This window comes from Tardiphaga sp. vice154 (assembly GCF_007018645.1).
GTDB lineage: Bacteria > Pseudomonadota > Alphaproteobacteria > Rhizobiales > Xanthobacteraceae > Tardiphaga.
The window spans coordinates 1,568,434-1,592,124 of record NZ_CP041399.1 but is presented as its reverse complement, the minus strand read 5'-3'; the positions used below and the strand labels follow the sequence as shown (position 1 = coordinate 1,592,124).

Sequence of the window (23,691 nt, the reverse complement as noted above, 5' to 3'; positions counted from 1 at the left end):
GATTGACAGAAGATATGCGTTTTCTTCTGGATACTGTGAATCTTTAGACTACATCTCGCAAGCTATAACCTATCAGGCCGTGACAGATAAATGCTAGATCTTACTGCCACTCGTGAGCACGGATTGATCCGGATGAAGGCCTTCACGCCGGCTATGGGGCAGCAATATGCGAATGGGCGCAGCTATGACATCGGGCCCAGGAATCGCGAGGCGGTGTCTGTGCTGTCGCCCTGGATCCGCCGCCGTCTGGTGACCGAGAGCGAGGTCATAGCCGCGGCGCTGGCGGCGCACGGGCTGACGACGGCTGGCAAATTCATCGAAGAGGTTATTTGGCGTAGTTATTTCAAGGGTTGGATGGAGCGCCGCCCGCAAGTCTGGGACAGCTACCGCAACGGGCTCCTCGACGATTTGGCTAAACTTGGACGTGACAGCCGATTGCGCCTTAACTTGTCCTGCGCCGAAGCTGGCGAGACGGGCTTGGACTGTTTCGACTCTTGGTCGCGGGAATTGGTCGAAACCGGCTATCTGCACAATCATGCGCGCATGTGGTTTGCATCGATATGGATCTTCACGCTGGGCCTGCCGTGGCGTCTGGGTGCAGATTTCTTCTATCGCCACCTCATCGATGGCGATCCGGCGTCGAACACGTTGGGCTGGCGGTGGGTTGCGGGCTTGCACACGCGCGGCAAACCCTATCGCGCGCAGGCATGGAACATCGCCACCTTTACCGGGCAGAGATTTACCCCAAGCGACAGCAACCTTGCTGAGGTCGTGGCAGGGCTGGAGGCGTACGAGCCCGATGGGCTACCCCCTTTGCTGCCGTTGCGGGCCGTCACGACGCCGCAGCGTTGCAGACCGACTGGCCTCCTCATCACGGAAGAAGACTGTGGGATCGAGGACTTTGCGCACGATAGCCTGGACATTCGAGCGGCTGCCACGCTGGCGGCCAGTCACCTGAGGTCGCCGCTCCCAGTAGCGGATGCGGTCGCGCAATTTGAAAATGTGGCGCTTGCCGATACCGTTTCGCGCACGAAGATTCCTGGGGCCGCCCTGCGAGCTGATCATTCCGAAGTGCTGGCGCGTTGGGCGGAAGGCGCGGATGTGACGCAGATCGTCACGCCTTATGTTCCACGCGGACCTCTGTATGACTGGTTAACCGAAGCTGTGCCGGTGCTGGCCGCGCGGGGGATCGTGCTCGCGGAATGGCGGCGCGACTGGGACAGTGCGATCTGGCCCGACGCGACGGCCGGGTTCTTCAAAGTCAAACAGCAAATCCCACGCATCTTGCATGAGATGGGGTTGGCATGATCCCTGTCGTGATCGTGGGCGCGGGCATCGCGGGGCTGGCTTGCGCGCAGCGGCTGATGCAGGCCGGTGTGCGCACGGTCCTATTTGAAAAGGGGCGCGGGATCGGCGGGCGGGTGGCGACCCGCCGGGCAGACGGGCTGCAATTCGACCATGGCGCGCAATACGTGACCGCGAAGGGCGTAGATTTTGCCGCGGTATTGCGGAAGCTCGTTGCCGCGGGCTCTGCTATTCCATGGCCCGATGGGTCGGGACGCGCCCGCGTGGTGGGCATGCCAGGTATGGCGACAATAGGAAAGGCGTTGGCGGCAGGGCTGGACATCCGCCAGGGAGTGCAGATCAACACTATTAGACCTAGCAAAGGCGGTTGGCAGGTATTGGCGGGGGATTCGTGTTACCCTGCCGCTCGCGTCGTCGTCACCGTTCCTGCACCGCAAGTGGAGGGTCTTCTGAGCGCGAACCATTCACTGGTGGCAATGATCGGCGAGGTGCGGATGGATCCTTGCTTGACGCTGATGGCTGGTATCCTGGCGCGCCCGCCCTTCGTGACCCGCGAGTCTCCGGATGAACCGCTTGCGTGGATCGCGCAAAACAGCGCGAAGCCGGGGCAACCTGCGATCAGTGTTTCGAACGGCGCTGTGGCCTGGGTGGCGCAGGCTAGTCCGACATTCAGCTCCGCACATCTGGAGGATGACCCAGCTACAATCGCCGCGCTCATGCTGCCGATGCTTTGCGACCGGCTTGGCGTGACGATTGACCGTGTGAGCCACGCCGCTGCGCACCGCTGGCGATACGCGCGCGTGACGGCTCCACTCGGCAAGCCGTTTCTGCGCGATGCCGGCGGGTCGCTCTACCTTGGCGGTGACTGGTGCATCGGTCCACGCGTCGAAGCTGCCTGGACAAGCGGTACGGCCATCGCCAACGATCTAGTGGCGCAGATGTCATGACCGCCGACCCCCGTATCGCCCGCCTGATCGCCCTGATCCGCGCGGCCTGGAGCCCGCCGCCAGGGGCAGGAAGGATCGCACTAGCAATAGCGCTTGGGCTGGTCTGCCATGCGGTCTTCGCCGCGGCCGTGCTTGCCATGATCGCCGCCATGCTATTCGGCCTGAGCGAGAGCCTTGGCCGCGTGCCCTGGCCCTGGGCACTGTTGGCGAACCTGGCGTTGATCCTGCAGTTTCCGCTTGCCCACTCGCTGCTCTTGACCGGCCCCGGTGGGCGGTGGCTCGCCCGCGTGATCCCAGGCCCGCATGGCGCGACGCTCGCCACCACCACCTACGCAATTATTGCATCGGCGCAGCTTTTGGCGCTATTCGCGCTTTGGACGCCATCGGGCATCGTCTGGTGGCGGGCTGAGGGCACGGCGTTCTGGGCTATTTGCGCTGTCTATGCTGCAAGCTGGCTGCTACTATTGGAAGCTAGCTTCGACGCGGGTGCTGAGGTTCAGTCGGGCGCACTCGGATGGATGTCTTTGATGGCGCGGATCCGCCCTGTGTTCCCCGACATGCCGACCGATGGTCTTTTCCGGGTGATCCGTCAGCCGATCTACGTGGCTTTTGCGCTGACGCTCTGGACGGTGCCGGTTTGGACGCCGGACCAGTTGGCGCTGGCTGTCTGCTACACCGCCTATTGCCTGCTGGCGCCCCGACTGAAAGAACGCCGCTTTGCCGCGCGCTATGGTGACCGGTTCCAACGCTACCGCGACACTATTCCCTACGCCGTGGCCCGCCGGTCGCGAGCCAAGGACCGTCCCCATGCGCAATGATCAGACGATCTACGATCGGGTGGCTGACCAGTGGTGGTCGGACGAGGTGCGGTGGGTACGCACACTGAAGAACCTCGTGCCAGGGCGACTGAAATGGTTCGACCGACATTTCGAGTGGTCAGGAAAGGACGTGCTCGATCTGGGATGTGCCGGTGGCTTCATGGCCGAGGCGATGGCAGAGCGGGGGGCCCGCGTGACCGGTATCGACCCGGCGGCTGAGGCGGTGGCGGCGGCCCGCTGCCATTCAAGCGCCATGGGCCTGACAATCCACTATGACGTGGGCGCTGGCGAGGCACTGCCCTATGCCGCCGCGAACTTCGATGCGGTAGTCTGCGTCGACGTACTGGAGCATGTGGCCAATCTAAGCCGCGTGCTGGCCGAGATTGCACGCGTGTTGCGCCCTGGCGGGGTGCTCCTATTCGACACGATCAACCGCAATCCGATCGCGCGCCTTGTTACGATCACCGTGGCCGAGGACGTACTGCGCCTGTTGCCGAAAGGCACACATGATCCAGCACTCTTCATCAAGCCGCGTGAGTTGCACCACGCGATACAGGGTGCGGGCCTGGTGCCCGGCCCCATCACAGGGCTTGGCCCGTGCGGCGTGAACCGGCGGCTGGACCTGAAATTTGGGCCGCTGCCAGTGACTGCAATTCTCTACATGGGGATCGCACGCAAACCGGAGACCTACAGATGCTAACCGCCGCACTTCTGATCACGGCGCTCCTTTTCGGAGGAATAACGCTTTATTCGTTCGGCTTTGCGGCCTTCCTCTTCAGCGCCTTACCTCCTGATGTGGCGGGGCCAACGATACGCCGCGCGTTTCCGCTGTTCTACCTTTTCGTCATGGGTACGGCTGCGGTAGCGACAGCGCTGGTCTGGCCTTTTGATCCTCTGTCGGCCGTGCTGCTGACGACCATCGCAGTAACTACGCTGCCCGTCCGTCAGATTCTGATGCCTGCAATTAACCGGGCTACGGACACAGGGGCGCGGGCACGATTCAATGCGCTGCACGGACTGTCAGTGGCGATCACACTGGCTCATATCGCGCTCGCCGGCGTTGTACTGGCGCGTTTTGTCGGTGGACTAGCCTAAAGATCGATCGAATTTTTCGATTTCTGCGGAAAGTATTGGATTAAATTCGGCTCGGCGTTATTAGCAAACACTAATCTGCTCTTCCGTAAACCTGGCTCGCTTCATCTCCGTCCTTCAGATGATCTGAGGCCGCCAAACTGGACCACTTATGGCTAGAGTTTTCCGCTAGACTTCCCGGGCTGGAAGGAGCGGAGAACAATGAAGGCATCGAAGTTTTCGGAGGCCCAGAAGTCGTTCATTTTGAAGCAAGGCGCTGATGGCATGCCGGTGGCGGACATCTGCCGGAAGGCGGGGATCAGCGCGGCGACCTATTTCAACTGGAAGAAGAAATACGACGGCTTGCTGCCGACCGAGATGCGGCGGTTGAAGCAACTCGAGGACGAGAACGCCAAGCTGAAGCGGATTGTGGCCGACCTTTCGCTGGACAAGGAGATGCTGCAGGACGTCATCCGCCGAAAAATTTGAGGCCTGTTCGTCAGCGCAAGCTCGTCGACGGGATCTGTGGTGAATGGGGCATCTCGATCCGGCGCGCCTGCCGGGTATTCGAGGTCGACACCTCAACCTATCACTACAAATCGCGGCGACCCGAACAGGCCAGTCTCGAGGCGAGAATCCGAGAGATCTGCCAGACCCGGGTACGCTTCGGCTACCGGCGTGTTCATGTGCTGCTGCGGCGTGAGGGATGGCAACTCGGCCAGAACAAGACACGGCGCATCTATCGCGAATTAGGCCTGCAATTGCGCAACAAAACGCCGAAACGACGGATCAAGGCCAAGCTGCGGGACGATCGCAAAGCTGCCACCCAGCCGAACGAAACCTGGGCGATGGATTTTGTTCATGATCAGCTGGCCACCGGCAATAAAATTCGTGTGCTGACGATCGTCGATCTTTTCTCGCGCTATGTGCCGGCCCTTGATCCGCGCTTCAGTTACCGGGCCGAGAACGTCGTTCAGAAGCTGCAGGAAATCTGCTCAGTGGCCGGCTATCCAAAGACCATCCGTTGCGACCAGGGCTCGGAGTTTATCTCCCGTGACCTCGATCTGTGGGCCTACGTCAATGGCGTCACGCTGGACTTCAGCCGGCCTGGCAAGCCGACCGACAACGCGTTCATCGAAGCCTTCAACGGGCGCTTCCGCGCAGAGTGTCTGAACACTCATTGGTTCCTTACCCTTGACGACGCCCGGACAAAATTGGAGGATTGGCGCAGATACTACAACGAAGAACGCCCCCATGGGGCAATCGGGCAGAAGACCCCGATTTCGTTGCTCAATCGTGACGGCGCAACCAGCCCGCCATCATGACAAAGCCGGAAAACTCTAATTGCCGGTGGTCCAAACTTCGGTCCCAGAGCAAAAGCCGGAAAACTCTAATTGCCGGTGGTCCAAACTTCGGTCTCAGAGCACAGAAAATCGGACTCTAACTTCAACTTAAGGAAATCGGCGGGGCAGGTCAGGATTCAAAAGTAGAGGCATGAGAGGCTGACTGAAAAAGAAGCTGAGTGGCGTGCCGATTAACAGCCGGGGACGCGCAGCACTCTGCACTGGTATCGGCGGCTTCCCTAGGACGACTTGAAGATCGTCTATCAGGTCTTGATGAGGCCGTGCTGATCTATGCCGAATTTGTCGGCCAGCCAGTCCAGCATGAGTTCCTGGCCCAGTGTCGGATTGTCGTGCTGGCAGTGCTCGGCGCCGGTCGTATCCGCCTCCACCAGAATGAAGGTCACATCGACGCCGACAGATTTGGCGTATTGATACCCCTCCTTGGCGGCTTCGACGCCCAGCACGTCGTGTCCACCGTGCAGGATCAGATAAGGACACTTCATGTTTTCGAACGCGCCGCGCAGGTCAAAATTGCGGGTCTTCTCCGCAACGCCTTTCATCGTGTCGGCGCCGAACACCCACTTCATGTGACCAGCGAGGCCGTGATCCTCGGCGCGGTCCTTGTAGCGATCATAGAGGCTGAGCACGCCGCCGTGCGAAATCGCCGCCGCCAGGCGGGGCTCCATGCAGCCGGCCCGTGCGGCGTGATAGCCACCGAACGACGACCCGGAGACTGCGATGCGGCCGGGATCGACGTCGTCCCGCAGCTCCAGCCAGTCGATACATTTGCCGACCGGCACCTCGTAGTCGTAACGCGTGACCAGCCCGTAGCGGCGCAGGGTTGCGCCCTGCCCCGGCCCGTCCATCAGCAACACCGAGATACCGCGCTGCAGGGCACCGCGGCCGGTCATGAACCACAGCTCATCCTTAAAGGAGTCGAGGCCGCCGAACGAAATCAGCACCGGCTGCTTGCCGTCACCGAACGGCGAACGAAAGAAATAGCCCGTCATCGGCATGCCGGGCTCGTAGGGAATCTCGACGATCTCGCCCTTTGGCACCGTCCAGTTCATGAAGCGATGAGTGGCGGCCTCACACTTATCGAACGTCGGTAGTCGGCGGGGATCGGCGGGATCGAGCCAGAATTCGGCCGAACGATACATATCGGCCGCGCGCAGATAGCAGTTCATCGCGGTCTGAATATGGCCATAGGCCTCGGCCTGTTCGCCACGCGCCATGCTGGCGTTGGCCACGATCATCCATTCATTGTGCCAGCTATCGTAGTTGCCAGGGATCATCCGGCTCGCCGCCAGAAAACTCTCCGAAACCGTTCCACCGCCCTCCTGCGTCTCGCCCAGCGAACGCCGGAACTGATAGGACGGCCAGGGATATTTCGGCCAGTGGTGCCAGCCATAAGGCTCGTAATGGGCGTGTTCGTCCACCACTTCGGAGTCGATCAGTTTCTTCTCGGCGGCGCTGGCGCTGGTCATGCAGATGCTCGAATCGTTGGATGGCAATGAAAGGTGAAACTTCGAGGCTAGGTCGTCTTCATGCCCCACTTCTCGATCGTCCGGCGCTCGACCCAGTCGAAGAACCAGTTCTCCGAGACCCAGCCGATCATCGCGATGGTGATCATGCCGGTGATCATGATGTCCGGCCGCAGCTGCCAGCGCGCGTCGTCGATCAGGAAGCCGAGCCCGGTGATGGACGAGATCATTTCCGCGCCGACGATGACGCGCCAGCCTACGCCGTAGGTGAGCCGCATGCCGGTGATGATGTAGGGCAGCGATCCCGGAATGAGGATGCGCCAGGTATATAACCTGCGCGACGCCAGATAGACGCGGGCGACGTCGGTGTACTGGCCGCTCAGCGTTTGCACCCCGGTCATGGTGTTGAACATGATCGACCAGACGCCGGAGAAGAAGATAACGAAAACCGTAGATTTGAAGCCGACCCCGAACCAGAGGATGGAGAGCGGAATCCAGGCGATACCCGGGATCGGATAAAGCAGCCGGCACAGCGGAAGAAACGCCGCGCGCGCGGTCGGTGATGCGCCCAGCGCCAGGCCGGCGGGAATGCCGACCAGCGCGGCCAGCAAGACGCCAGTGACCTGCCGGCCGACGCTGGCCGCGGTGTTGGTCAGCAGCTTGCCGTTGGCGATCAATTCCTGAAACGCGAGAACGACCTTCCAGGGCGATGGGAACGCCCACACCGGCATCAGACCGAGCCGGTAGACAATCTCCCATCCGGCGATGAAGACGACCATGGTGGAGATACCCAGCAGCCGGTCGCGGCCCGGCACCATCCGGCCCAGAATCCTAGACGCGGCAAGAGTGGCACCGGCCTCGCTGGCTTTGTTGTACGATAAATCAGCCATGGGATGCTCCGACCATCATGTCCCGTTGCTCGAGGACAGCCGCGCGCTCGATTTCCTCGTTGAGCACGGCGCGGACCTCGCGCTGCCGCTCGTTCATCGCCGTGCCGGTCATGTCGCGCGGCCGCGGTTCACTGATCGCGATGACTTCCTTGATGCGCCCCGGCCGTGCCGTCATGACCACGATACGGTCGGACAAGTAGATCGCCTCTTCGATAGAATGGGTCACGAAGATCACGGTCTTGCGGTATTCGCGCCAGATGCGCAGCAGTTCGTCCTGCAGCGTCTGGCGCGTCTGAGCGTCGAGCGCGCCGAACGGCTCGTCCATCAGCAACAGCGACGGATCAACGGCGAGCGCGCGCGCGATCGAGACCCGCTGTTTCATGCCGCCCGACAGATGGTGTGGATATCGATCTGCGAAATCGGCAAGGCCCACAACCCGCAGCAATTTGTCGGAAATCTTTCTTCGTTCGGCCGCCGCCATCCGGCGCGCTTCCAGCCCGAATTCGATGTTGTCGCGGACGCTCATCCAGGGAAACAGCGCGTAGTCCTGAAACACGACGGCCCGCTCGGGACCGGGGCCGTCGATCGCCTGGCCATTGATGGCCACCTCCCCGGATGTTGCGGGAATGAGGCCGGCGACGATCTTTAGCAAGGTCGACTTGCCGCAGCCGGAGGGACCGAGAAGGCAGACGAACTCGCCTTCCTGGATCTCCAGATTGATGTCGATCAGCGCGGCCATGTCCGCACCCTGCGACGTGTACTTCTTGCTCAGCGACTTGATGATCACCATGTCCGAGCGGCTCACTTGAGCTTTTCGTAGCCGGGATAACCCGGATATTTCTCGGCCAGCGACATATCGACGGCGTCCTGGTAGGTGACGGGCTTCTGCAGCAGGCCGTCCTCTTTCATCCAGCCGATCAACGCTTCGATCCAGGCTTTCGGCGGCTCGTTATATTGCCAGCCGCAACTGTCATACGACTTGTCGAGGAGCGAGATGTCGATGTTCGGCGTGTAATGCTTCAGGACCTCGAGACCCGTCTTCTTGTCGGTCTTCATCAAGTGCACGGCGTCGAGATGCGCCCACACAAGGCGTTTGGCGAGTTCAGGATGCTCCTTGATAAACTTGCGGGTCATGATCATGCCGTTTCGCAGCATGTCCGAATCCAGCTTGGTCTTGTCGATCAGGTCGTTCGGCGCCAGAAGCAGCTTGGCACCCTTCCCGAGCGCGTCGGTGCCGTAGGGCTCGAACGGGAACGCGGCGGCAATGTCGCCGGTAAGCAAAGCAGATGCGACCTCCGGTACCGGAACGAGCGCCAGTTGCACATCTTTTTCGGAGAGCCCGAAACGCGGCAGGATCTGCTTGGTCAGGGTCAGCGCCTGCACGTCGAACTTGGTGACGATGCCGACGCGCTTGCCCTTGACGTCGGCCCACGATTTGACGTTCGGTCCGGCAATCATCATCGCGCAATTGGCGGATGACGCGGCGACGATGACGCTATCGATGCCGGCGGAAAGATAGCGGATCGAGGATGCGTACTGGTTATAACCGACGTCGAAATCACCGATCGACATCTGCTGGTTGGAACGCTGATAATTCCCGCCCATGAACTCGACCTTGACGCCGTACTTATCCCACAGCTTGAGGTGTTCCGCGATGAACGGCTGGATGTGGTCGTATCCCGGGGCCCCGGCAACGACGCGGACCTTGTAATTGTCCTGCTGCGCCGCGGCGCTGCCGGCCAACGCGATGCAGGCGCAGAAGCCGAGTAATACACTCTTCAACGTCATCGTCATGATCCCCTGGCAATATGCATTGACGCTCACCGAGCGAATTACTAAATCCTTGCGAAGCAGCCGCCCGGCTACTCCGCCGCAACGTCCTGTCGCGACGGCGCATGTTCCGTAATCGTCTGCACCACCGGCCATGCTTTGGTCATTGATGCCAGCGCGGCCACCTCATGCGCTGCGATCCGTGACAGCACTTCACCGGCCTTGGCGAGGTCTGCCTCGTAGCGAAGCGTCTTGAACAACTCCGAAGATGCTTGCATTTCCTGTGCCGCAGCAAGCACGTCGGCATTCGCCAGGCCGCGCACGCCCAGTTCTGCGGCGACACGCCGGAGATAGCCGGCAGCGCCTGCCCGGCCAAGCACGCCGTGGTTCGGAATGTTGCCGCGCACGAACAGCGGGATCGTTGCGCCATTGGGCCCATTGGTATCCTTCACCGCGCCGCTGACGACCAGGGCCGCGAAGGCCGCCATGCCAGGCGCGCCGGTCTCGAAGCGCGGGATCTGCCACTGGTTGCCAAACAGCGCATAGGGCTTCGGATACTCCCCGGACAGGATCTTGAGGTTACGCCGGAACGAATGCCGGATCGATTGCGCGATGTCCCAGTGCGGATCACGCTCGGGCTCGACCCAGACCATCAGGTATGGGCCATAGCCGTCATGCAAACTCCACTCGCCGCCGAACGGGTGGTGATGTTCCCAGGGCTCGTAGCCCTTCGGCCCGCGCTGCATCGACTGCTCCCATGCGGCGCGAAACACGTCGATCGGCGCTTCGTAGCGCGAGTGCGGTAAGATATCGTTGGGTTCGAAGATCGTGACCGTGCCACGTTGCAAATCGTAACCGGCGACCACGACGTGGTGACCAAACCCGGTCTTGCCCATCGTCTCATGCTGGAATTTAAGCCGCGGCGACGTCTTGGCGCCATAAGGCAGCATCAGCGAATAATGCAGCCCGACCTGGACCGGAATGCCGCGATCGACCAGACCACAGAGCTTGGTGAAGGCCTCGTCGAAGCCCCCCTCATGGTCCTGCTCCCAGTGCCCGACGTAGCCGAGCGCCTTCGGCGTATATTCCCAGATTTCATGGAAGGCCCCTGCGCCGCCGTTGAACGCAGGCGCGCCCCATACCGGGCTCCAGCGAAACGAAAAGCCGTCGCCCGACGTGCCGTCCGCAAACAGCACGTCGCTCTCGCCGTGCAGCCGGAGCATTCCCAACATGCCGGTGAAATAACAGCGGCCCGAATTGCCGCCTTCGGGATACCCTTTCGGTCCCATCCAGGTCATCGAGTAGTAGGCGTCGCCATAGGACTTCACTTCGGACATCGCGATCTCCTTTCGAGGCGGTTTGGATCAAATCAAGGGATTGGTGGCTTTCTTGCGCAATTCGCGTTCGTCGATACCGAACACACCGGCGAGCCAGTCGGCCATCAGTTCCTGCCCGATGGTCGGGTTGTCGTGCTGGCAGTGGTCGGCACCGGTTTCCTCTTCGGTCACCAGACGCAAGGTCGCATTGACGCCCTTGGCCCTGGCATAATCGTAGACCCGCGAAGCCTGCGCCACGCCGAGCACGTCATGGCCGCCGTGAACGATCAGGTATGGGCATTTCATATTCTCGAGGTGGCCTTCGAGCGTGAACGGCCGGGCCTTTTCCAGCGCCTCCTTCATCGAAGACGCGCCGAACACGGTCTTGATGTGATCAGCAAGGCCATGCGTCTCGGTCGCATTGGCCCACAACTCCGAGATCGACCAGATCGCGCCGTGCGAAATCGCTGCCGCCAGGCGATGTTCGTAGGATCCGGCGCGCGCCGCGTAGAAGCCGCCGAGCGACGAACCGCACACCGCGATGCGCGCCGGGTCGACGTCGTCGCGGGTTAGCAGGTAATCGATGCACTTGCCGATCGGGACTTCGTAGTCGACGCGGGTCGGCAAGCCGTGCCGGCGTAACGTGCCGCCCTGCCCCGGGCCGTCGATCATCAGCACCGAGATGCCGCGCTGCAGGGCGCCGTGCGCCTGCATGAACCACATTTCGTCTTTGATCGAGTCAAGGCCCCCCATGCAGATCAGAGCCGGCTGCTTGCCGGTATCGAACGGCGCACGGACAAAATACGCAAACAGGGTTTTGTCGTTCTCGTAGGGTATCTGCAGGACTTCGCCCGCGGGATTGAGGTTCGAAATGAATTTTCGAGAACACTCCTCCATGTCGGTGAAGGCTTCGATTCGGCGCGGATCGGTGTATTTGAGCCAGAACTCGGTGTGACGATAATAATTGGCCGCGCGCAGCCAGCAATTCATCGCCGTGCGCACATGGCCTTTGCCGAACTCGGAATCACCGCGCTCCTGGTTGAAGTCGGCAATCCGCTTCCACTCGCGGTGCCAGCTCTCCTCGTCGCCCGGGATCATCCGGCTGGCGGCCAGGAAGCACTCCGACACCGCGCCACCGCCCTCCTGCGTCTCGCCGAGGGCGCGCCGGAACTGATAGCTCATCCAGGGAAACTGCGGCCAGTGGTGCCAGCCATAGGGCTGATACACACCGTGCGTTTCGTTGGTGACCTGATCGATGAGGAACTCTTCGGACATCCGCTTCCTTCCCAAGTACGGCTTGCAGCAATGCTCCGCTCCGGGAGCTGATCCGGAAAAGCTAACAGCGTGAAATTTTTAATTCAAGTCATTTGAATTCAGTTCCTTTTTGCTTTCTCATTGAGCAAGCCCGATTACTTTCTGAGCACGTGTGTGCCATGAAGCGCGGCGGGTGTTCGGGGTTGCGATATGATCGCAGTTGTCGTCAAAGTTTCAGTGATGGAACGTAGGCGCTCGCTTGGCTCACGATTTGGATTTTAGATGTTGAAGACGAAGAAGCGGCCCTCCTCGAAGCAGAAGCCGGCCGCCGTGCCCGCTGGAAACAACGAATATCTGGGGGTGCGTCTGCGCCACGGCCGGATGACCAAGGGGTTGCGCCTCAAGGACGTCGCCGAGGCCGCCGATTGTTCGGAAAGCATGATCTCCAAGATCGAGAACGGCCGCGCTGTGCCGTCGCTCAACGCGCTTTACCGGATCGCCGAGGTACTGGAACTGACGGTGGGCCAGCTATTCGAAAAACCGTCCGAGCCCGACGGGCTTCTGTCGAGGGCCGGCGAGCGGCCGATCGTCAAGACGGATCCGCTGCGCAGCGGACCGGGGCTGACGCTGGAGCGTTTGATCCCTTACGACAAGGCCCGCCTGTTGCAGGGCAGCATCCACAACCTCGCCCCCGGCGGCAGCGGCGGAGGGCTGGTGACGCACGAGGGCGAGGAAGTCGCCTATATCATCGAAGGGCAGGTCGAACTGATCATCGGTGACGCCAAGTACCTGCTCAACACCGGTGATTCGATCTGCTATCGCTCCGAGATTCCGCACGGCTACAAGAATTCGAGCGGCAAGCCGGCAAAGTTCATCGTCGTGAACACACCGCCGAGCTTCTGAGGTTGTTTGACATCCATTCAAGTTGCTTGAATACTGATGCCCGATCCCGGGAGCCAAGCCATGCAGAGGCACGACGGTCTAAGTACATGTAAAATCCGTCGCACCGCGAACGGCGGACAGGTCCCGTCAAACTTCCGGCGGGCTGCCTTCGCGAACGACATTTCTGGAACGGGGTCCAACCATATCTCCGCAGGGAGAGCTTTATGATCGGCCGAAGGATGCTGGATGTCAGATGGGCTTGGCTGCTTGCTGTGACATTAGCCTTGCCTTGGGTGAACGGCGCCCGGGCGCAAGCGCAGCACACCCGGCCAATCAAAGTCATCGTTCCCTTTCCTGCGGGAGATCTTGTCGACATCATCGCGCGACTTCTCGCCGACGGTATGGCGAAAAGTCTTGGGCAGCCACTCGTCATCGAGAACCGGCCCGGCGGGTCCGGACTCACCGGACTGCAGGCGACCGCAACTGCCCAGCCGGATGGCCATACCCTGACGGTCGGCCAGCTCGGAAGCATGGTGATCACGCCCATCATGAACAAATGGCAGTTCGACGTGCGAGCAAGTCTCGAACCGGTGGCGCTTACCTATGTGAATTACATTGCGATACTCACGACGCCTGCCCTTCCGGTTACCTCCCTGCGAGGACTTATCGACTACTCCAGGGCAAATCCTGGAACCGTGAAGATTGCAACGGTCGGGCTTGGTAGCTTCCCGCATCTGATGTTCGAGATGCTGCGCAAGCAAGCGGGGCTCGACTACGTTCACGTCCCCTACAGGGGCGGCGTGCAGATCGTTCCCGACTTGGTCTCCGGACGGATCGAGGCCGGCTCGCTCAGCTTTGCCAACAGCCTGAGCTATACCACCGACGGTTCGTTGCGGGCACTTGCCGTCAGCGCCCGGACCCGCAACCCGGCGGCGCCGGATATGCCGACCATCAGCGAAACCGTTCCCGACTTCACGATGCTGGGCTGGTTCGGCTTCTTCGCGCCGAAGGGAACTCCGCCTGCCATGATCGAACGCATCAATGCCGCAGTGAACCGCGCCATTGCGGATCCGGACACGCAGAAGCACGTCAAGAGTCTGCATATCGACCCTTCTCCCGGCACGCCCGCAGATCTCGGCCGCCTCTGGCAAAGCGACTACAGCCGATTTACCGGCCTGATCAACGAACTCGGTATCGCCGCTCAATAGTCCGGCTTTGCCAAGCCGAAAGCCGACGCATCTCGACGAGGAAACGCAATGGCCGAAACCAGCAGGCAATCGACGATCGCGAGTGTTGATGTAGCAACGAACGGCGTCATGGAAGGTGGTGGAACGGTTCCCTTCCGCATGCCGGCCGGAGCGCTCACCTACCTCGACCGGAAACAGTATATATCCAATATGGAGGTCATCGCGCATTACCCCGAGATCGACATCATGATCTTCGGAGACGAGCACTCGTGCCTATGGGCGAAAAACAAGCGACGCCTGATTGCCTTCAAGGGCGGATGGGTCGATGTGACTGAACCTTTGAAGGCACAGGTGCTCGCAGACACGACGTCAGGTGTGTTCGCCAGCTGCGTTTATAACAAGACGCTTCGAAAATGGATACGCGTGGTCGCGCATCAAATGCCGCTGACGCCGGGCACCCCGCAGTATCCGCGAGGGAAATATCATCTTGAGTATGCCAAGAAGGCACTGAGCGATCCCGGCTTCCGCGGCATCAAGACGTACGATGTCACCAACCCGGAAAAGCCCGAACTGCTGAGCGAGTTCAATACCGGCGCCTCCGGCCACGGCGTGCATTTACCGTTCTACGACGGCGGTCAATACGCCTACCTAGCCTGCGGCTGGGACGACCAGCTCCGTATGGAGAGCACCGAGCGCGTTTACAGCAACGGCCTGATGATCGTTGACATGACCGATCCTGCCAACGTCAAGGAGGTGTCGCGATGGTGGGTACCGGGCCAGCGGCTCGACGAGGAGGAATTGTATCGCACGACCTACCCGTTTGCCGGCGATCAATCCTCGTGGACCAGCACCCGGACTCCTTGCATCGTCCCGGTCCGCGTCGAAGACGGCGGCACGGTCGGCTATGGCGGCTGGGGCCATTTCGGGTTGTACGTGCACGACCTGAGCGACATCCGGAATCCGAAAGTCTACGGCAAGGTCTCCCACCCGCTCGAGGCGATCGGCGGCATTCCCTTTCACCACGTCGTTCCTGTCAACGCCGAGCCTGCCCGGTTTCCGCAGTTGCAGAACCTCGTAATCGGCATCCCGGAGTCGCTCGAAGCCGATGCGCGCGAACCCTGGCACACGAGCTACGTGATCGACGTCAAAGACCCGGCGCGTCCCCGCATCATCGGCCTGTTTCCCCGGCCGATGCCGCACCCGGACGCGCCCTACAAGGATTTCGCGATGGCGCGAGGCCGCTTCAGCTCGCGCGTGATGCAACACTGGATCGCGCCAGGAAAGGCACGTCCGGACGTCGTCGCCTTGTCGTATCTGAACGCGGGCATCCGCCTCTTCGACATATCGGACCCCACCGAACCGAAGGAAGTCGCCTACTTCGTCCCGCCGCGCGACGGCGAGATCGACGATTACATGAGCTGGCGCCGCGGGACGACCGAAGCTGTCTTCATCGAGTGGGACCGCAACCTGATCTGGGTCTCGACCCATGCAGGGCTCTATTGCCTGTCGGCTCCCTTTCTCGGTCCGCCCAAGCTGGAGGCGATGGCGGTTACCGAATGGTCGGTGCCGCATGTGAACGCGGGATGTGAAGACTAAGGTCGAGTGGCTCAAGCTGCATCATCGTCGTCTGCACCATGACAGACGTCGAGGGCGAATTCTGCTACGCAATCAGCGGCAAGACGGCCTGTCGCCTTGCCGAGGTTGCAGGGCGAACCGCGTTTCGGCCGGAACCCTTTCGATCGAGATTTCGGCACTTGGAGTGGAATAGCAGATGCGTGCAGCCTTCTATCGAAGCCAGGGACGCGCGAGCGACGTCCTCGAACTTGGCGAACTCGAGACCCCCGTGCCGGGGCCCGGAGAAGTCCGCGTCAGGCTGATGACGAGCGGCGTCAACCCGTCCGACTGGAAAGCGCGAATTGGCGGGTTCCGCCCCATGCCGGCATCGCTCGTGGTGCCTCATAGCGACGGAGCCGGCATCATTGATGCCGTCGGTGACGGCGTCGCGCCGAGTCGGATCGGCGAGCGCGTCTGGATTTGGAACGGCCAGTGGAAGCGGGCCTTCGGGACGGCCGCTGAATACATATCCCTGCCCTCCGAGCAGGCCGTGCTCCTGCCGGACAACATCGGCTTCGACATCGGCGCCTGCCTCGGAATTCCGCTCTTCACCGCCATCCATGCCGTTCATCTGGCAGATCCACGTCCTGGCGACACGATTCTGATCGCCGGCGGCGCCGGATCGGTGGGACATTACGCGATCCAGCTGGCGAAGCGGCGTGGCGCGCGCGTGATGACGACCGTCAGTGGCGACAAGAAGGCCGCGCATGCTTTGTCTGCCGGCGCAGACGAGGTGATCAATTATCTCACGGAGGACGTCGCTCGGAAGGTGCGGCAACTGGCGCCGTCCGGTGTCGATTCCATCATCGAAATGGATTTGTCGCGGAACGCCGTGTACTATCCCGACATACTGAAGCCACATGCCACCTGCGCCGTCTACGGCATGTCAGCTCAGCAGAGCACGCTTCCCAGCCTTGCGTTGATGAGTTTGAACATCCGCCTTTCGTTTGCCTTTATCTATGAGTTGACCGTATCCGACCGGGCCAGTGGGCTTGCCGAGATCGGTCGGCTGCTCACCGAGAACAGCCTCGTTCACACCGTCGCTTACCAAATGCCCCTGGATCGAATTGTCGAGGCGCACGAGATGGTCGAGGGCGGCACCTTGCTGGGCAACCTGGTTCTCAATATCGCTTGACGGGTTTGCGGATGACGCGGGCCATCGTCACCCGTCGCGGACGCCCGATAAATCGAGCGCGATGCGTTCTTGGACGCCGTCAGTTAGGCCGGAGTCCGACCTCATCCATCAGTTTTTTCTGATAGTCGAAGTCCTGCTTGATATAGGCAGCAAACTCGTCGGGGGATGAGCCAACCACGTAAAGACCATTCTCTTCGATCAGCTTCCTGACTTCAGGCGTCTCGAGCGCTCTCATTGTTTCCCGGTAGATACGCTCGACCCGGTCGGTCGGGACGCCGGCCGGGAACAGAATGCCGAAATATCCCGTCAGATTGTAGTCCTTCATGCCCGCTTCCGCCATGGTCGGCGTATCGGGAAGCGCCGGCGACCGGCGGTCGCCAGTGATGGCCAGCGCCTTGATCTGCTTCTGCCCTACCATCGGAACAGCCGTGAACAGCGAGTTGAAGGTCATGCTGACGGTGCCGGTCATGACGTCGGAAAGCATGGCGGGCGTGTTGTAGGGTACCGCCGTGAGGTCGAGCCCGGTTCGCAACTCGAACAGCCGGCCCGCGATATGGGTCAGGTTGCCGGCGCCGGACGTCGCATAGGAGAGCGGCTTTGCCGCCTTCTTCGCATCAGAGACGAGTTCCGCCACCGAATTCGCCGGCAGGTTAGTGAGCAGAGCCAGTCCATAGGAACCGGCCAGTTGCGTGATCGGCTTGAACTCCTTGAAGACATCGTATGGCGGTTTGCTCGCGACCTGCGGATTCGCAGTGAAGGAGCCGGTCGTGAGCAGGATCGTGTAGCCGTCCGGCGGAGATTTTGCGACGGCTTGCGTGGCAATGATGCCATTGGCACCGGGCCGCGCCTCGACGATCACCGGCTGGCGCAGATACTCGCTGAGCTTCTGCGCCAGGCCACGGGCGAGGACGTCGGTCGAGCCTCCGGCGGCAAAAGGCTGCACGATTTTGAGCGAACGGTCAGGATAATCTTCGGCCGAGGCCGCCGATGCGCCCACGGTCAACGACGCACAGATCGTCAACAGGGTTCGAGACAAGCAGTTGCGATAGCGCGCGCCGAAAAAAACCATGATCGTTCTCCACTGGCTGGCCGTCGTAGGCGGGTTCGCTGACTTTCGCGTGCGGGCGCGAGCATCCGGCGCTTCGGTCAACTGACTGCTGCGCGGCGTCACGATGCGCTCGGAATCAGTGGCATCAGCAAATACGACGCCTGGTCGCCGCCGGTGCAGATCGTATTCGTGCTGGCCACGCCGGCAGGCCGGTCGACGGGGTGGTTATGCAGCAGTCGCCCGGGCGTTCCGGGAAATTCGAAATCTTTCCCCATCAGTGTCAGGGCAAGGCGATATCCTTTGGGGAAGACGATGCAGGTCGGCCAGAGTTCAACGTCGACCTCGTAGATCCGGCGGGGATCGAGCTTCTGAATTTCGTCATGGGCATGAAACGCCCGATAAGGGAGCGTGCGTTTGGGATCGAGTTTACGATGCGACGCACGCAGCCAGCCGCGGGTTACGGGAGTTGGCTCATGGGCGCCCGTGAAAACAACTTCCTGACTCCGCGGATCAAAGATGCGGATGGTGGCAAAAATGTCCATGTCATCGGTGGACGACGATAGGAAAAGGTGCGCGGTGACGAAACCGGTGAACTCGGTCTCTTCAGCAAAAGGCGGCGACAGCAGCGTGACGCCCTCGCCCCACGCTTCGTACTCCAGCGCGCTTGCGTGATCGGGTTTCACCGTCGACACTGCGGAAGACTGTGCATCGAGGTAAAACCTCGTCCACTGCGTTCGCGCGAGCGGAAATTCGTTCTCCATGCGGAACGCCGCGGTGTTCGGTCCGCGAATGGTGCTCTCGGGCCGACGGATTGCGAGTTGCACGCGCGGCTCCTGATCCCAGCCGTTATTCTCGCCCTTGAGAAAACGATTGAAGAAACGGCGCTGGATTGCAACGTATTCCGGCAGATAGAAGCTGTCCCAATGGGTGCCGATGTGCATCGACAGCCACTTGTCCGTCGAGGCGACGTTCAAGAAGCCTTCGACATTGCCGCGCATGTGAACGCCGGGGCCACCCCAGTTGCCCGCGGACAGCACCGGGATCGAGATCCGGCTGAGATCGGGCGTGCGTTCCTGATACCAGGCGTCATCCAATCTGTGGCGCAGCAGGTCCGCCGGATAATCGGTCCGGTTGGCCTCGAGCTGGTCAGGGCGCAGCGCGGGTCCGGTGCTTGGCTGGTTGGTGTCGCGGTCGAAATAGGTGGTGTCGCCGTTGCCGTGCTGGTTGACCAGCACCTGGCGCGGCCACCAGGCCGAGGTAAAAGCATTGGCATAGATGCCGCCGTGATGGCTGCCGTCGCGGTAGTAGTCCACGTAGCCTTCCCAGGGCATTATGGCGACGAGATGCGGCGGTTTCAGCGCGGCGACGGCCCACTGCGTGAAGGCGTAATAGGAAATTCCGGCAAGGCCCACCTTGCCGTTCGACCAGGGTTGCGTTCCCGCCCATTCGATCGAACAGCAGTAGTCCTGGATCTCGCGCGGCGAGCGGGGATCGAGATAGCCCGGCGATTTGCCGGTACCGCGCGCATCGACCTGAACGACCACGTAGCCGAACGGCACCCAGCGTTCGGGATCGACGGTCTCCCAGCGCAGATAGCGTCCCGTCGAACCGTTTTCGCAAAGGTCGGGATAGATCGCGAGCAGCTTGCCCCATTGCACGGAAAAGGCGTCCTCGAAATGGGCGTCCTTTCCGTAGACGCCCTGCGCCATGATCACAGGATAGCGACCTTCGGCCTTAGGACGGAACACGTTGCCGCGAAGGTGCAGGCCGTCGTCCATCTCGATGAGGACGTCCTTCTCGAAAATCATCCCAATGCCTTCGCCCATTTGCGTCCCCGCTTCCTCGTCACTTGTTTCCGAATTCGCTCGTAAGTGTCTTTCAGGATTCCTGCTTCGGCGGAACGATTGGAAGCAGCACATACGGCGCGTGCCGGCCGCCGATATGCAGCGTGGTCTTGCCGCCGAAGATGTCACTAGGACGATCCTCCGGATCGTCGTGGACGAACGGGCCGCAGCCCTTCATCGGGTTCTTCATGTTCGACAGCGTCGCCGCCGGTCCGGCGTATTCGTAGTCGGTGCCGCGGACGGTCAGCCCATAGCTGTAGCCGGCGGGGATCACGATCGATGTCGGCCAGATTTCGATGTCGAGTTCATAGATGTCGCCCGGCACCAGCGGTTGCGCGCTGGCATGGGCATGCCACGGCCGGTACGGCAGGGACCGGACAGGATCGAGTTCGCGGTGCGAGGCGCGGAGCCAGCCCTGCGCCACCGGCGTATGAGGGTCCAGAGCGCCCTGGAACACGACCTCGTCGCCCGCCCGGTCAAACACCCGAAAGATCAGGAACACGTCCGCGTCCACGGTGGACGACGACACGTACAGCTTTGCGGCGAGCGGACCGGTTATCTCGAGCGATTCCTTGAGCGGCGGCGCGCGGAAGGTCACACCCTCGCCGGTCGCGTCGAACGTCACCTGCGCCGCGCCACCTTGCGGAGCCTCAGCGACCAGCGTCTCGCCGTGCAGATAGGCCCTGCTCCAGTTGGTACGGGCGATCGGCCACTCGCCTTCATGGCGGAGCACAAATTTCTCGCCGGGATAGCGGATCTGCAGTTGCACGGGGGGCTGCTTTTCCCACCCGTTCTGTTTTCCCTTGAGGAAGCGATCGAAGAAACGCTTCTGCAGATCAACGCCGTAATCGGTGTAGAACAGTGCCCAGTGCGAGCCGCCATGCATCTCGAGCCATTTCTGCTCCGAGGCTGCATGGACGAAGCCCTCGATATTGCCGCGCAGATGCAGGCCCTGACCGCCCCAATTGCCGCAGGACAGCAGCGGCACCTTGACCTTTGCCCAGTCGGCGGAGCGCACCCGATAGAAGTCGCCGTCGAACGCGTTATCGATGATCTCCGGCCACAGCTTCGAGCGGTTGTGCTCCATCTCCTGCTCGGACAGCGTCGACGGACCGCAGACGGTGTCGCCGGTCAACGGCGAGCGCGGACCGTTGTCGCCGCGTCCGTGCTGCACCGATTTGACCTGCATTTCCTGCCAGTTCTTCTGGAAGGTGCAGGCGATGCCGCCGTGATGCGTGGCGTCGCGGTAGCGGTCGGCATAGCCTTCCCAGACGCAGATCGCAGCAAGATGCGGCGGGGCCAGGCCGGCCACGCGCCATTGATTGGTGGCGTAATAGGAAATGCCATTGAGGCCGACCTTACCGTTCGACCACGGCTGCGCGCCTGCCCATTCGATGCAATCGTAGAAGTCCTGGGTCTCGCGCCGCGAATGATGGTCCAGATAGCCCGGCGACCGGCCGGCACCGCGACTGTCGACGCGCACCACCGCGTAACCATCGGGCACCCACTTCTCGGGATCGACCACTTCCCAATTGGCGTACTTGCTGGAGGTCCCCGCCACGGCGTCCGGGTGCTCGCACGCCATGATGTCCCAGGCCGTCTTGTAGCCGGTCTGGAACGGCAGGCCCTTGCCGTAAGGGCCGTAACTGATGATGACAGGATAATTGCCGGCCTCGACGGGCCGGAAGATGTCGGCCCGCAACACCACACCGTCATCCATCGCAATCGGAACGTCGATCTCGATGAGCATGTTGTCCTGCGTCAGCCGAACGCCGGCATCGCCCTTGTCCATTCGTCTTCTCCCCTGCGCGGTTCTTCTATGGAGAACCTTCGCGCCACTTCGATCGCCGTCGTCTCAGCTCTGTGTCTGCGGGATTACCGGCAACAGAACGAAGGGTGCGTTGTCCGGTGCGAAATGCAACGTGTTCTCGCCGCCGAAGACCTCGGCCGGGCGATCTTCGGGATCGTCATGCACGAACGGCCCGCAGCCGGTCATCGGCCGCTTCATGTTCGACAGGCTCGTCGCCGCGCCCGCCCAGACATAATCCTTGCCTCGCACGCAGAGGCCGAAGCGGTAACCGCGCGGGATCACGATACAGGTCGGCCAGATCTCCACGTCGAGTTCGGTGCTGACGCCGGGCGTCAGCGGTTGAAGCTCATCGTGGGCGTGGTAGGGACGATAGGGCTTGCTGCGCGACGAATCGAGCTTGCGATGCGACGCGCGCAGCCAGCCCTGCCCGATCGGCGTATGTGGATCGAGCGCTCCGTAGAACACGACTTCCGTGCCCTCGGGATCGAACACCTGCAGCACCAGGAACACGTCGGCGTCCGCGGTTGCCGAACTGAGGAACAGCTTTGCGGCGGACGGGCCGGTGATTTCCATCTCCTGCTCGAGCGGTGCGGACATGAAAGTGAGACCGTCGCCCATCGCGTCATAGGCGAGCGTCGTGCTGGATGTGGGGACGTCGGTGGTCAGCGCGCGTGTGTCCGGATCGAAGTAGAACTTCGTCCACTGCGTGCGCGCGAGCGGCCACTCGTTTTCCGCGCGCACCGGAAACTTGGTCAGGCCCGGCCGCCGGATCTGCAACTGCACCTTCGGCTGCTGCTCCCAGCCGGTCGCCTCGCCCTTCAGGAAATGACCGAAAAAGCACTTCTGCAGCGCCAACCCGTAATCGGTATAAAATTCGGCCCAGTGCGCGCCGCCATGCATCTCGAGCCACTTCTGCGTCGACGCCGCGTTGACGAAACCTTCGACGTTGCCGCGCAAATGCAGACCCTGGCCGCCCCAGTTGCCGGCGCTGAGCAAGGGCACCTCGATCTTCGCCATATCGCCGGCCTGCGACCAGTAATAATCTCCATCAAGATGATGGGTCAGCAATTCGCGCGGCATATCGGCGCGGTTAGCGGCCAGAACTTCCTCGGACAGCGTCTCCGGCCCGCAGACGAGTTCGCCAGTAACGACACTGCGCGCGCCTCGCTCGCCGACGCCGTGCTGCACGGTTTTCACCTGCATGTCCTGCCAGTTCTTGCGGAACACTGAGAGGATGCCGCCGTGATGCGTTGCATCGCGGTAGTTGTCTGCAAAGCCTTCCCAGATGCACAAGGCAGCCAGATGCTTCGGCCGCAACGAGGCGACCCGCCACTGGTTAGCGGCATAGTAGGAGATGCCGTTGAGGCCTACCTTGCCGCTGCACCACGGCTGCGACCCGATCCACTCGATACACGCCGCAAAATCCCGGGTTTCCTGCGGGCCATGCACCGCGAGAAACCCTTCCGACCGTCCGGCGCCGCGGCTGTCGATACGTACGCAGGCGTAGCCATCCGGGACCCACTTCTCGGGATCCGGAACTTCCCAGTTCTGGTATCTGTTCGACGTGCCCTCGAGCGCGTCGTTATAGTCGCGCTCCATGATTTCCCAGGCCGTCTTGTAGCCCTGCTGAAACGCCAGACCTTTGCCGTATGGACCGTAGGTGACGAGCGCGGGGCATGGCGTATCATTCAGCGGGCGGAAGATGTCGGCACGCAGGACGACGCCGTCTTCCATCGTGATCGGAACATCCCAATCGATCCGCATGCCGTCGCGGATCTCATTTTTGTTGGACATCGTGGCCCCAGTAATTTGTGAGGAAATCTTACTGCGCGACGTACAGCGGTCGCGGCGTGGTGCCGCAGGTTCGCCCGACTGACGACAGCCAAACGCTACAAGGCCACTTGATCATCTTCAAATATCATTATTAGATGCAGCCGATACAAAAACGGTATCGGCGGGACCAACTCGCCACG

General features: G+C 61.5%; 20 protein-coding genes and 1 pseudogene. 11 read left to right on the top strand and 10 right to left on the bottom strand.

The annotated features are described in order from the left end of the window. Positions 1–132 precede the first annotated feature (132 nt). The 7 genes and pseudogenes from FIU28_RS07435 to FIU28_RS07410 all read left to right on the top strand — a co-directional run bounded on the left by FIU28_RS07435 (position 133) and on the right by FIU28_RS07410 (position 5,466). The gene (locus FIU28_RS07435) at positions 133–1,308 is read left to right on the top strand and encodes an FAD-binding domain-containing protein (protein WP_246660906.1); all 1,176 of its coding nucleotides are present in this window, start codon (positions 133–135) and stop codon (positions 1,306–1,308) included. Then, on the top strand, positions 1,305–2,252 hold the full coding sequence (locus FIU28_RS07430; protein WP_143572332.1) for an NAD(P)/FAD-dependent oxidoreductase: 948 nt from the start codon (positions 1,305–1,307) through the stop codon (positions 2,250–2,252). Before FIU28_RS07435 ends, FIU28_RS07430 begins: the two co-directional genes overlap by 4 nt. After that, positions 2,249–3,070, top strand: a complete 822-nt coding sequence (locus FIU28_RS07425) for a methyltransferase family protein (protein WP_143572331.1) — start codon at positions 2,249–2,251, stop codon at positions 3,068–3,070. Before FIU28_RS07430 ends, FIU28_RS07425 begins: the two co-directional genes overlap by 4 nt. Continuing rightward, positions 3,060–3,770, top strand: a complete 711-nt coding sequence (gene ubiG, locus FIU28_RS07420; RefSeq protein WP_143572330.1) for a bifunctional 2-polyprenyl-6-hydroxyphenol methylase/3-demethylubiquinol 3-O-methyltransferase UbiG — start codon at positions 3,060–3,062, stop codon at positions 3,768–3,770. Before FIU28_RS07425 ends, ubiG begins: the two co-directional genes overlap by 11 nt. Then, positions 3,764–4,165: a DUF4149 domain-containing protein gene (locus FIU28_RS07415; RefSeq protein ID WP_143572329.1), complete on the top strand. Its 402-nt coding sequence runs from the start codon at positions 3,764–3,766 to the stop codon at positions 4,163–4,165. The genes ubiG and FIU28_RS07415 overlap by 7 nt, the downstream gene beginning before the upstream one ends. Before the next feature lie 198 nt (positions 4,166–4,363). Further along, positions 4,364–4,513: pseudogene (locus FIU28_RS27320) on the top strand (transposase); the annotation flags it as partial. Next, positions 4,444–5,466 (top strand): IS3 family transposase, encoded by a 1,023-nt coding sequence (locus tag FIU28_RS07410; RefSeq protein WP_368039460.1) that lies wholly within the window; start codon positions 4,444–4,446, stop codon positions 5,464–5,466. The pseudogene FIU28_RS27320 and the gene FIU28_RS07410, both read left to right, overlap by 70 nt. A 281-nt stretch (positions 5,467–5,747) precedes the next feature. Here the strand turns inward: FIU28_RS07410 and FIU28_RS07405 are convergent, their stop codons facing one another. From FIU28_RS07405 to FIU28_RS07380, 6 genes are all read right to left on the bottom strand, one after another. After that, positions 5,748–6,971 (bottom strand): alpha/beta hydrolase family protein, encoded by a 1,224-nt coding sequence (locus FIU28_RS07405; RefSeq protein WP_143572327.1) that lies wholly within the window; start codon positions 6,969–6,971, stop codon positions 5,748–5,750. A 47-nt stretch (positions 6,972–7,018) separates the two neighbouring features. Beyond that, positions 7,019–7,858, bottom strand: coding sequence for an ABC transporter permease (locus tag FIU28_RS07400; RefSeq protein ID WP_143572326.1), 840 nt, complete (start codon positions 7,856–7,858; stop codon positions 7,019–7,021). Next, positions 7,851–8,663, bottom strand: coding sequence for an ABC transporter ATP-binding protein (locus FIU28_RS07395; protein WP_246660905.1), 813 nt, complete (start codon positions 8,661–8,663; stop codon positions 7,851–7,853). The genes FIU28_RS07400 and FIU28_RS07395 overlap by 8 nt, the downstream gene beginning before the upstream one ends. Beyond that, complete coding sequence (locus tag FIU28_RS07390) at positions 8,660–9,646, bottom strand: ABC transporter substrate-binding protein (RefSeq protein WP_168209940.1); 987 nt, start codon at positions 9,644–9,646, stop codon at positions 8,660–8,662. Before FIU28_RS07390 ends, FIU28_RS07395 begins: the two co-directional genes overlap by 4 nt. Positions 9,647–9,720: 74 nt before the next feature. Continuing rightward, a complete protein-coding gene (locus FIU28_RS07385; protein WP_143572324.1) occupies positions 9,721–10,965 on the bottom strand; it encodes a hypothetical protein in 1,245 nt (414 codons plus the stop codon). 27 nt (positions 10,966–10,992) lie between these two features. Beyond that, on the bottom strand, positions 10,993–12,219 hold the full coding sequence (locus FIU28_RS07380; protein WP_143572323.1) for an alpha/beta hydrolase family protein: 1,227 nt from the start codon (positions 12,217–12,219) through the stop codon (positions 10,993–10,995). Positions 12,220–12,480: 261 nt separating this feature from the next. Here FIU28_RS07380 and FIU28_RS07375 point away from each other — a divergent pair, with 261 nt between their 5' ends. The 4 genes from FIU28_RS07375 to FIU28_RS07360 all read left to right on the top strand — a co-directional run bounded on the left by FIU28_RS07375 (position 12,481) and on the right by FIU28_RS07360 (position 17,016). After that, complete coding sequence (locus FIU28_RS07375; protein WP_143572322.1) at positions 12,481–13,101, top strand: cupin domain-containing protein; 621 nt, start codon at positions 12,481–12,483, stop codon at positions 13,099–13,101. A 203-nt stretch (positions 13,102–13,304) separates the two neighbouring features. After that, entirely contained in the window at positions 13,305–14,288 is a 984-nt protein-coding gene (locus FIU28_RS07370) for a Bug family tripartite tricarboxylate transporter substrate binding protein (RefSeq protein ID WP_143572321.1), read from the top strand. A 48-nt stretch (positions 14,289–14,336) separates the two neighbouring features. Next, positions 14,337–15,863: an LVIVD repeat-containing protein gene (locus FIU28_RS07365; RefSeq protein ID WP_143572320.1), complete on the top strand. Its 1,527-nt coding sequence runs from the start codon at positions 14,337–14,339 to the stop codon at positions 15,861–15,863. 175 nt (positions 15,864–16,038) lie between these two features. Next, entirely contained in the window at positions 16,039–17,016 is a 978-nt protein-coding gene (locus FIU28_RS07360; RefSeq protein ID WP_143572319.1) for an NADPH:quinone reductase, read from the top strand. Between the two features lie 79 nt (positions 17,017–17,095). On the opposite strand, the gene FIU28_RS07355 is transcribed toward FIU28_RS07360, so the two are convergent. From FIU28_RS07355 to FIU28_RS07340, 4 genes are all read right to left on the bottom strand, one after another. Further along, complete coding sequence (locus FIU28_RS07355; protein WP_143572318.1) at positions 17,096–18,187, bottom strand: Bug family tripartite tricarboxylate transporter substrate binding protein; 1,092 nt, start codon at positions 18,185–18,187, stop codon at positions 17,096–17,098. Then, on the bottom strand, positions 18,184–19,842 hold the full coding sequence (locus FIU28_RS07350) for a CocE/NonD family hydrolase (RefSeq protein ID WP_246660904.1): 1,659 nt from the start codon (positions 19,840–19,842) through the stop codon (positions 18,184–18,186). The genes FIU28_RS07355 and FIU28_RS07350 overlap by 4 nt, the downstream gene beginning before the upstream one ends. A gap of 100 nt (positions 19,843–19,942) precedes the next feature. After that, entirely contained in the window at positions 19,943–21,700 is a 1,758-nt protein-coding gene (locus FIU28_RS07345; protein ID WP_246660903.1) for a CocE/NonD family hydrolase, read from the bottom strand. Positions 21,701–21,763: 63 nt separating this feature from the next. Beyond that, the gene (locus FIU28_RS07340; RefSeq protein ID WP_143572317.1) at positions 21,764–23,512 is read right to left on the bottom strand and encodes a CocE/NonD family hydrolase; all 1,749 of its coding nucleotides are present in this window, start codon (positions 23,510–23,512) and stop codon (positions 21,764–21,766) included. Positions 23,513–23,691 lie beyond the last annotated feature (179 nt).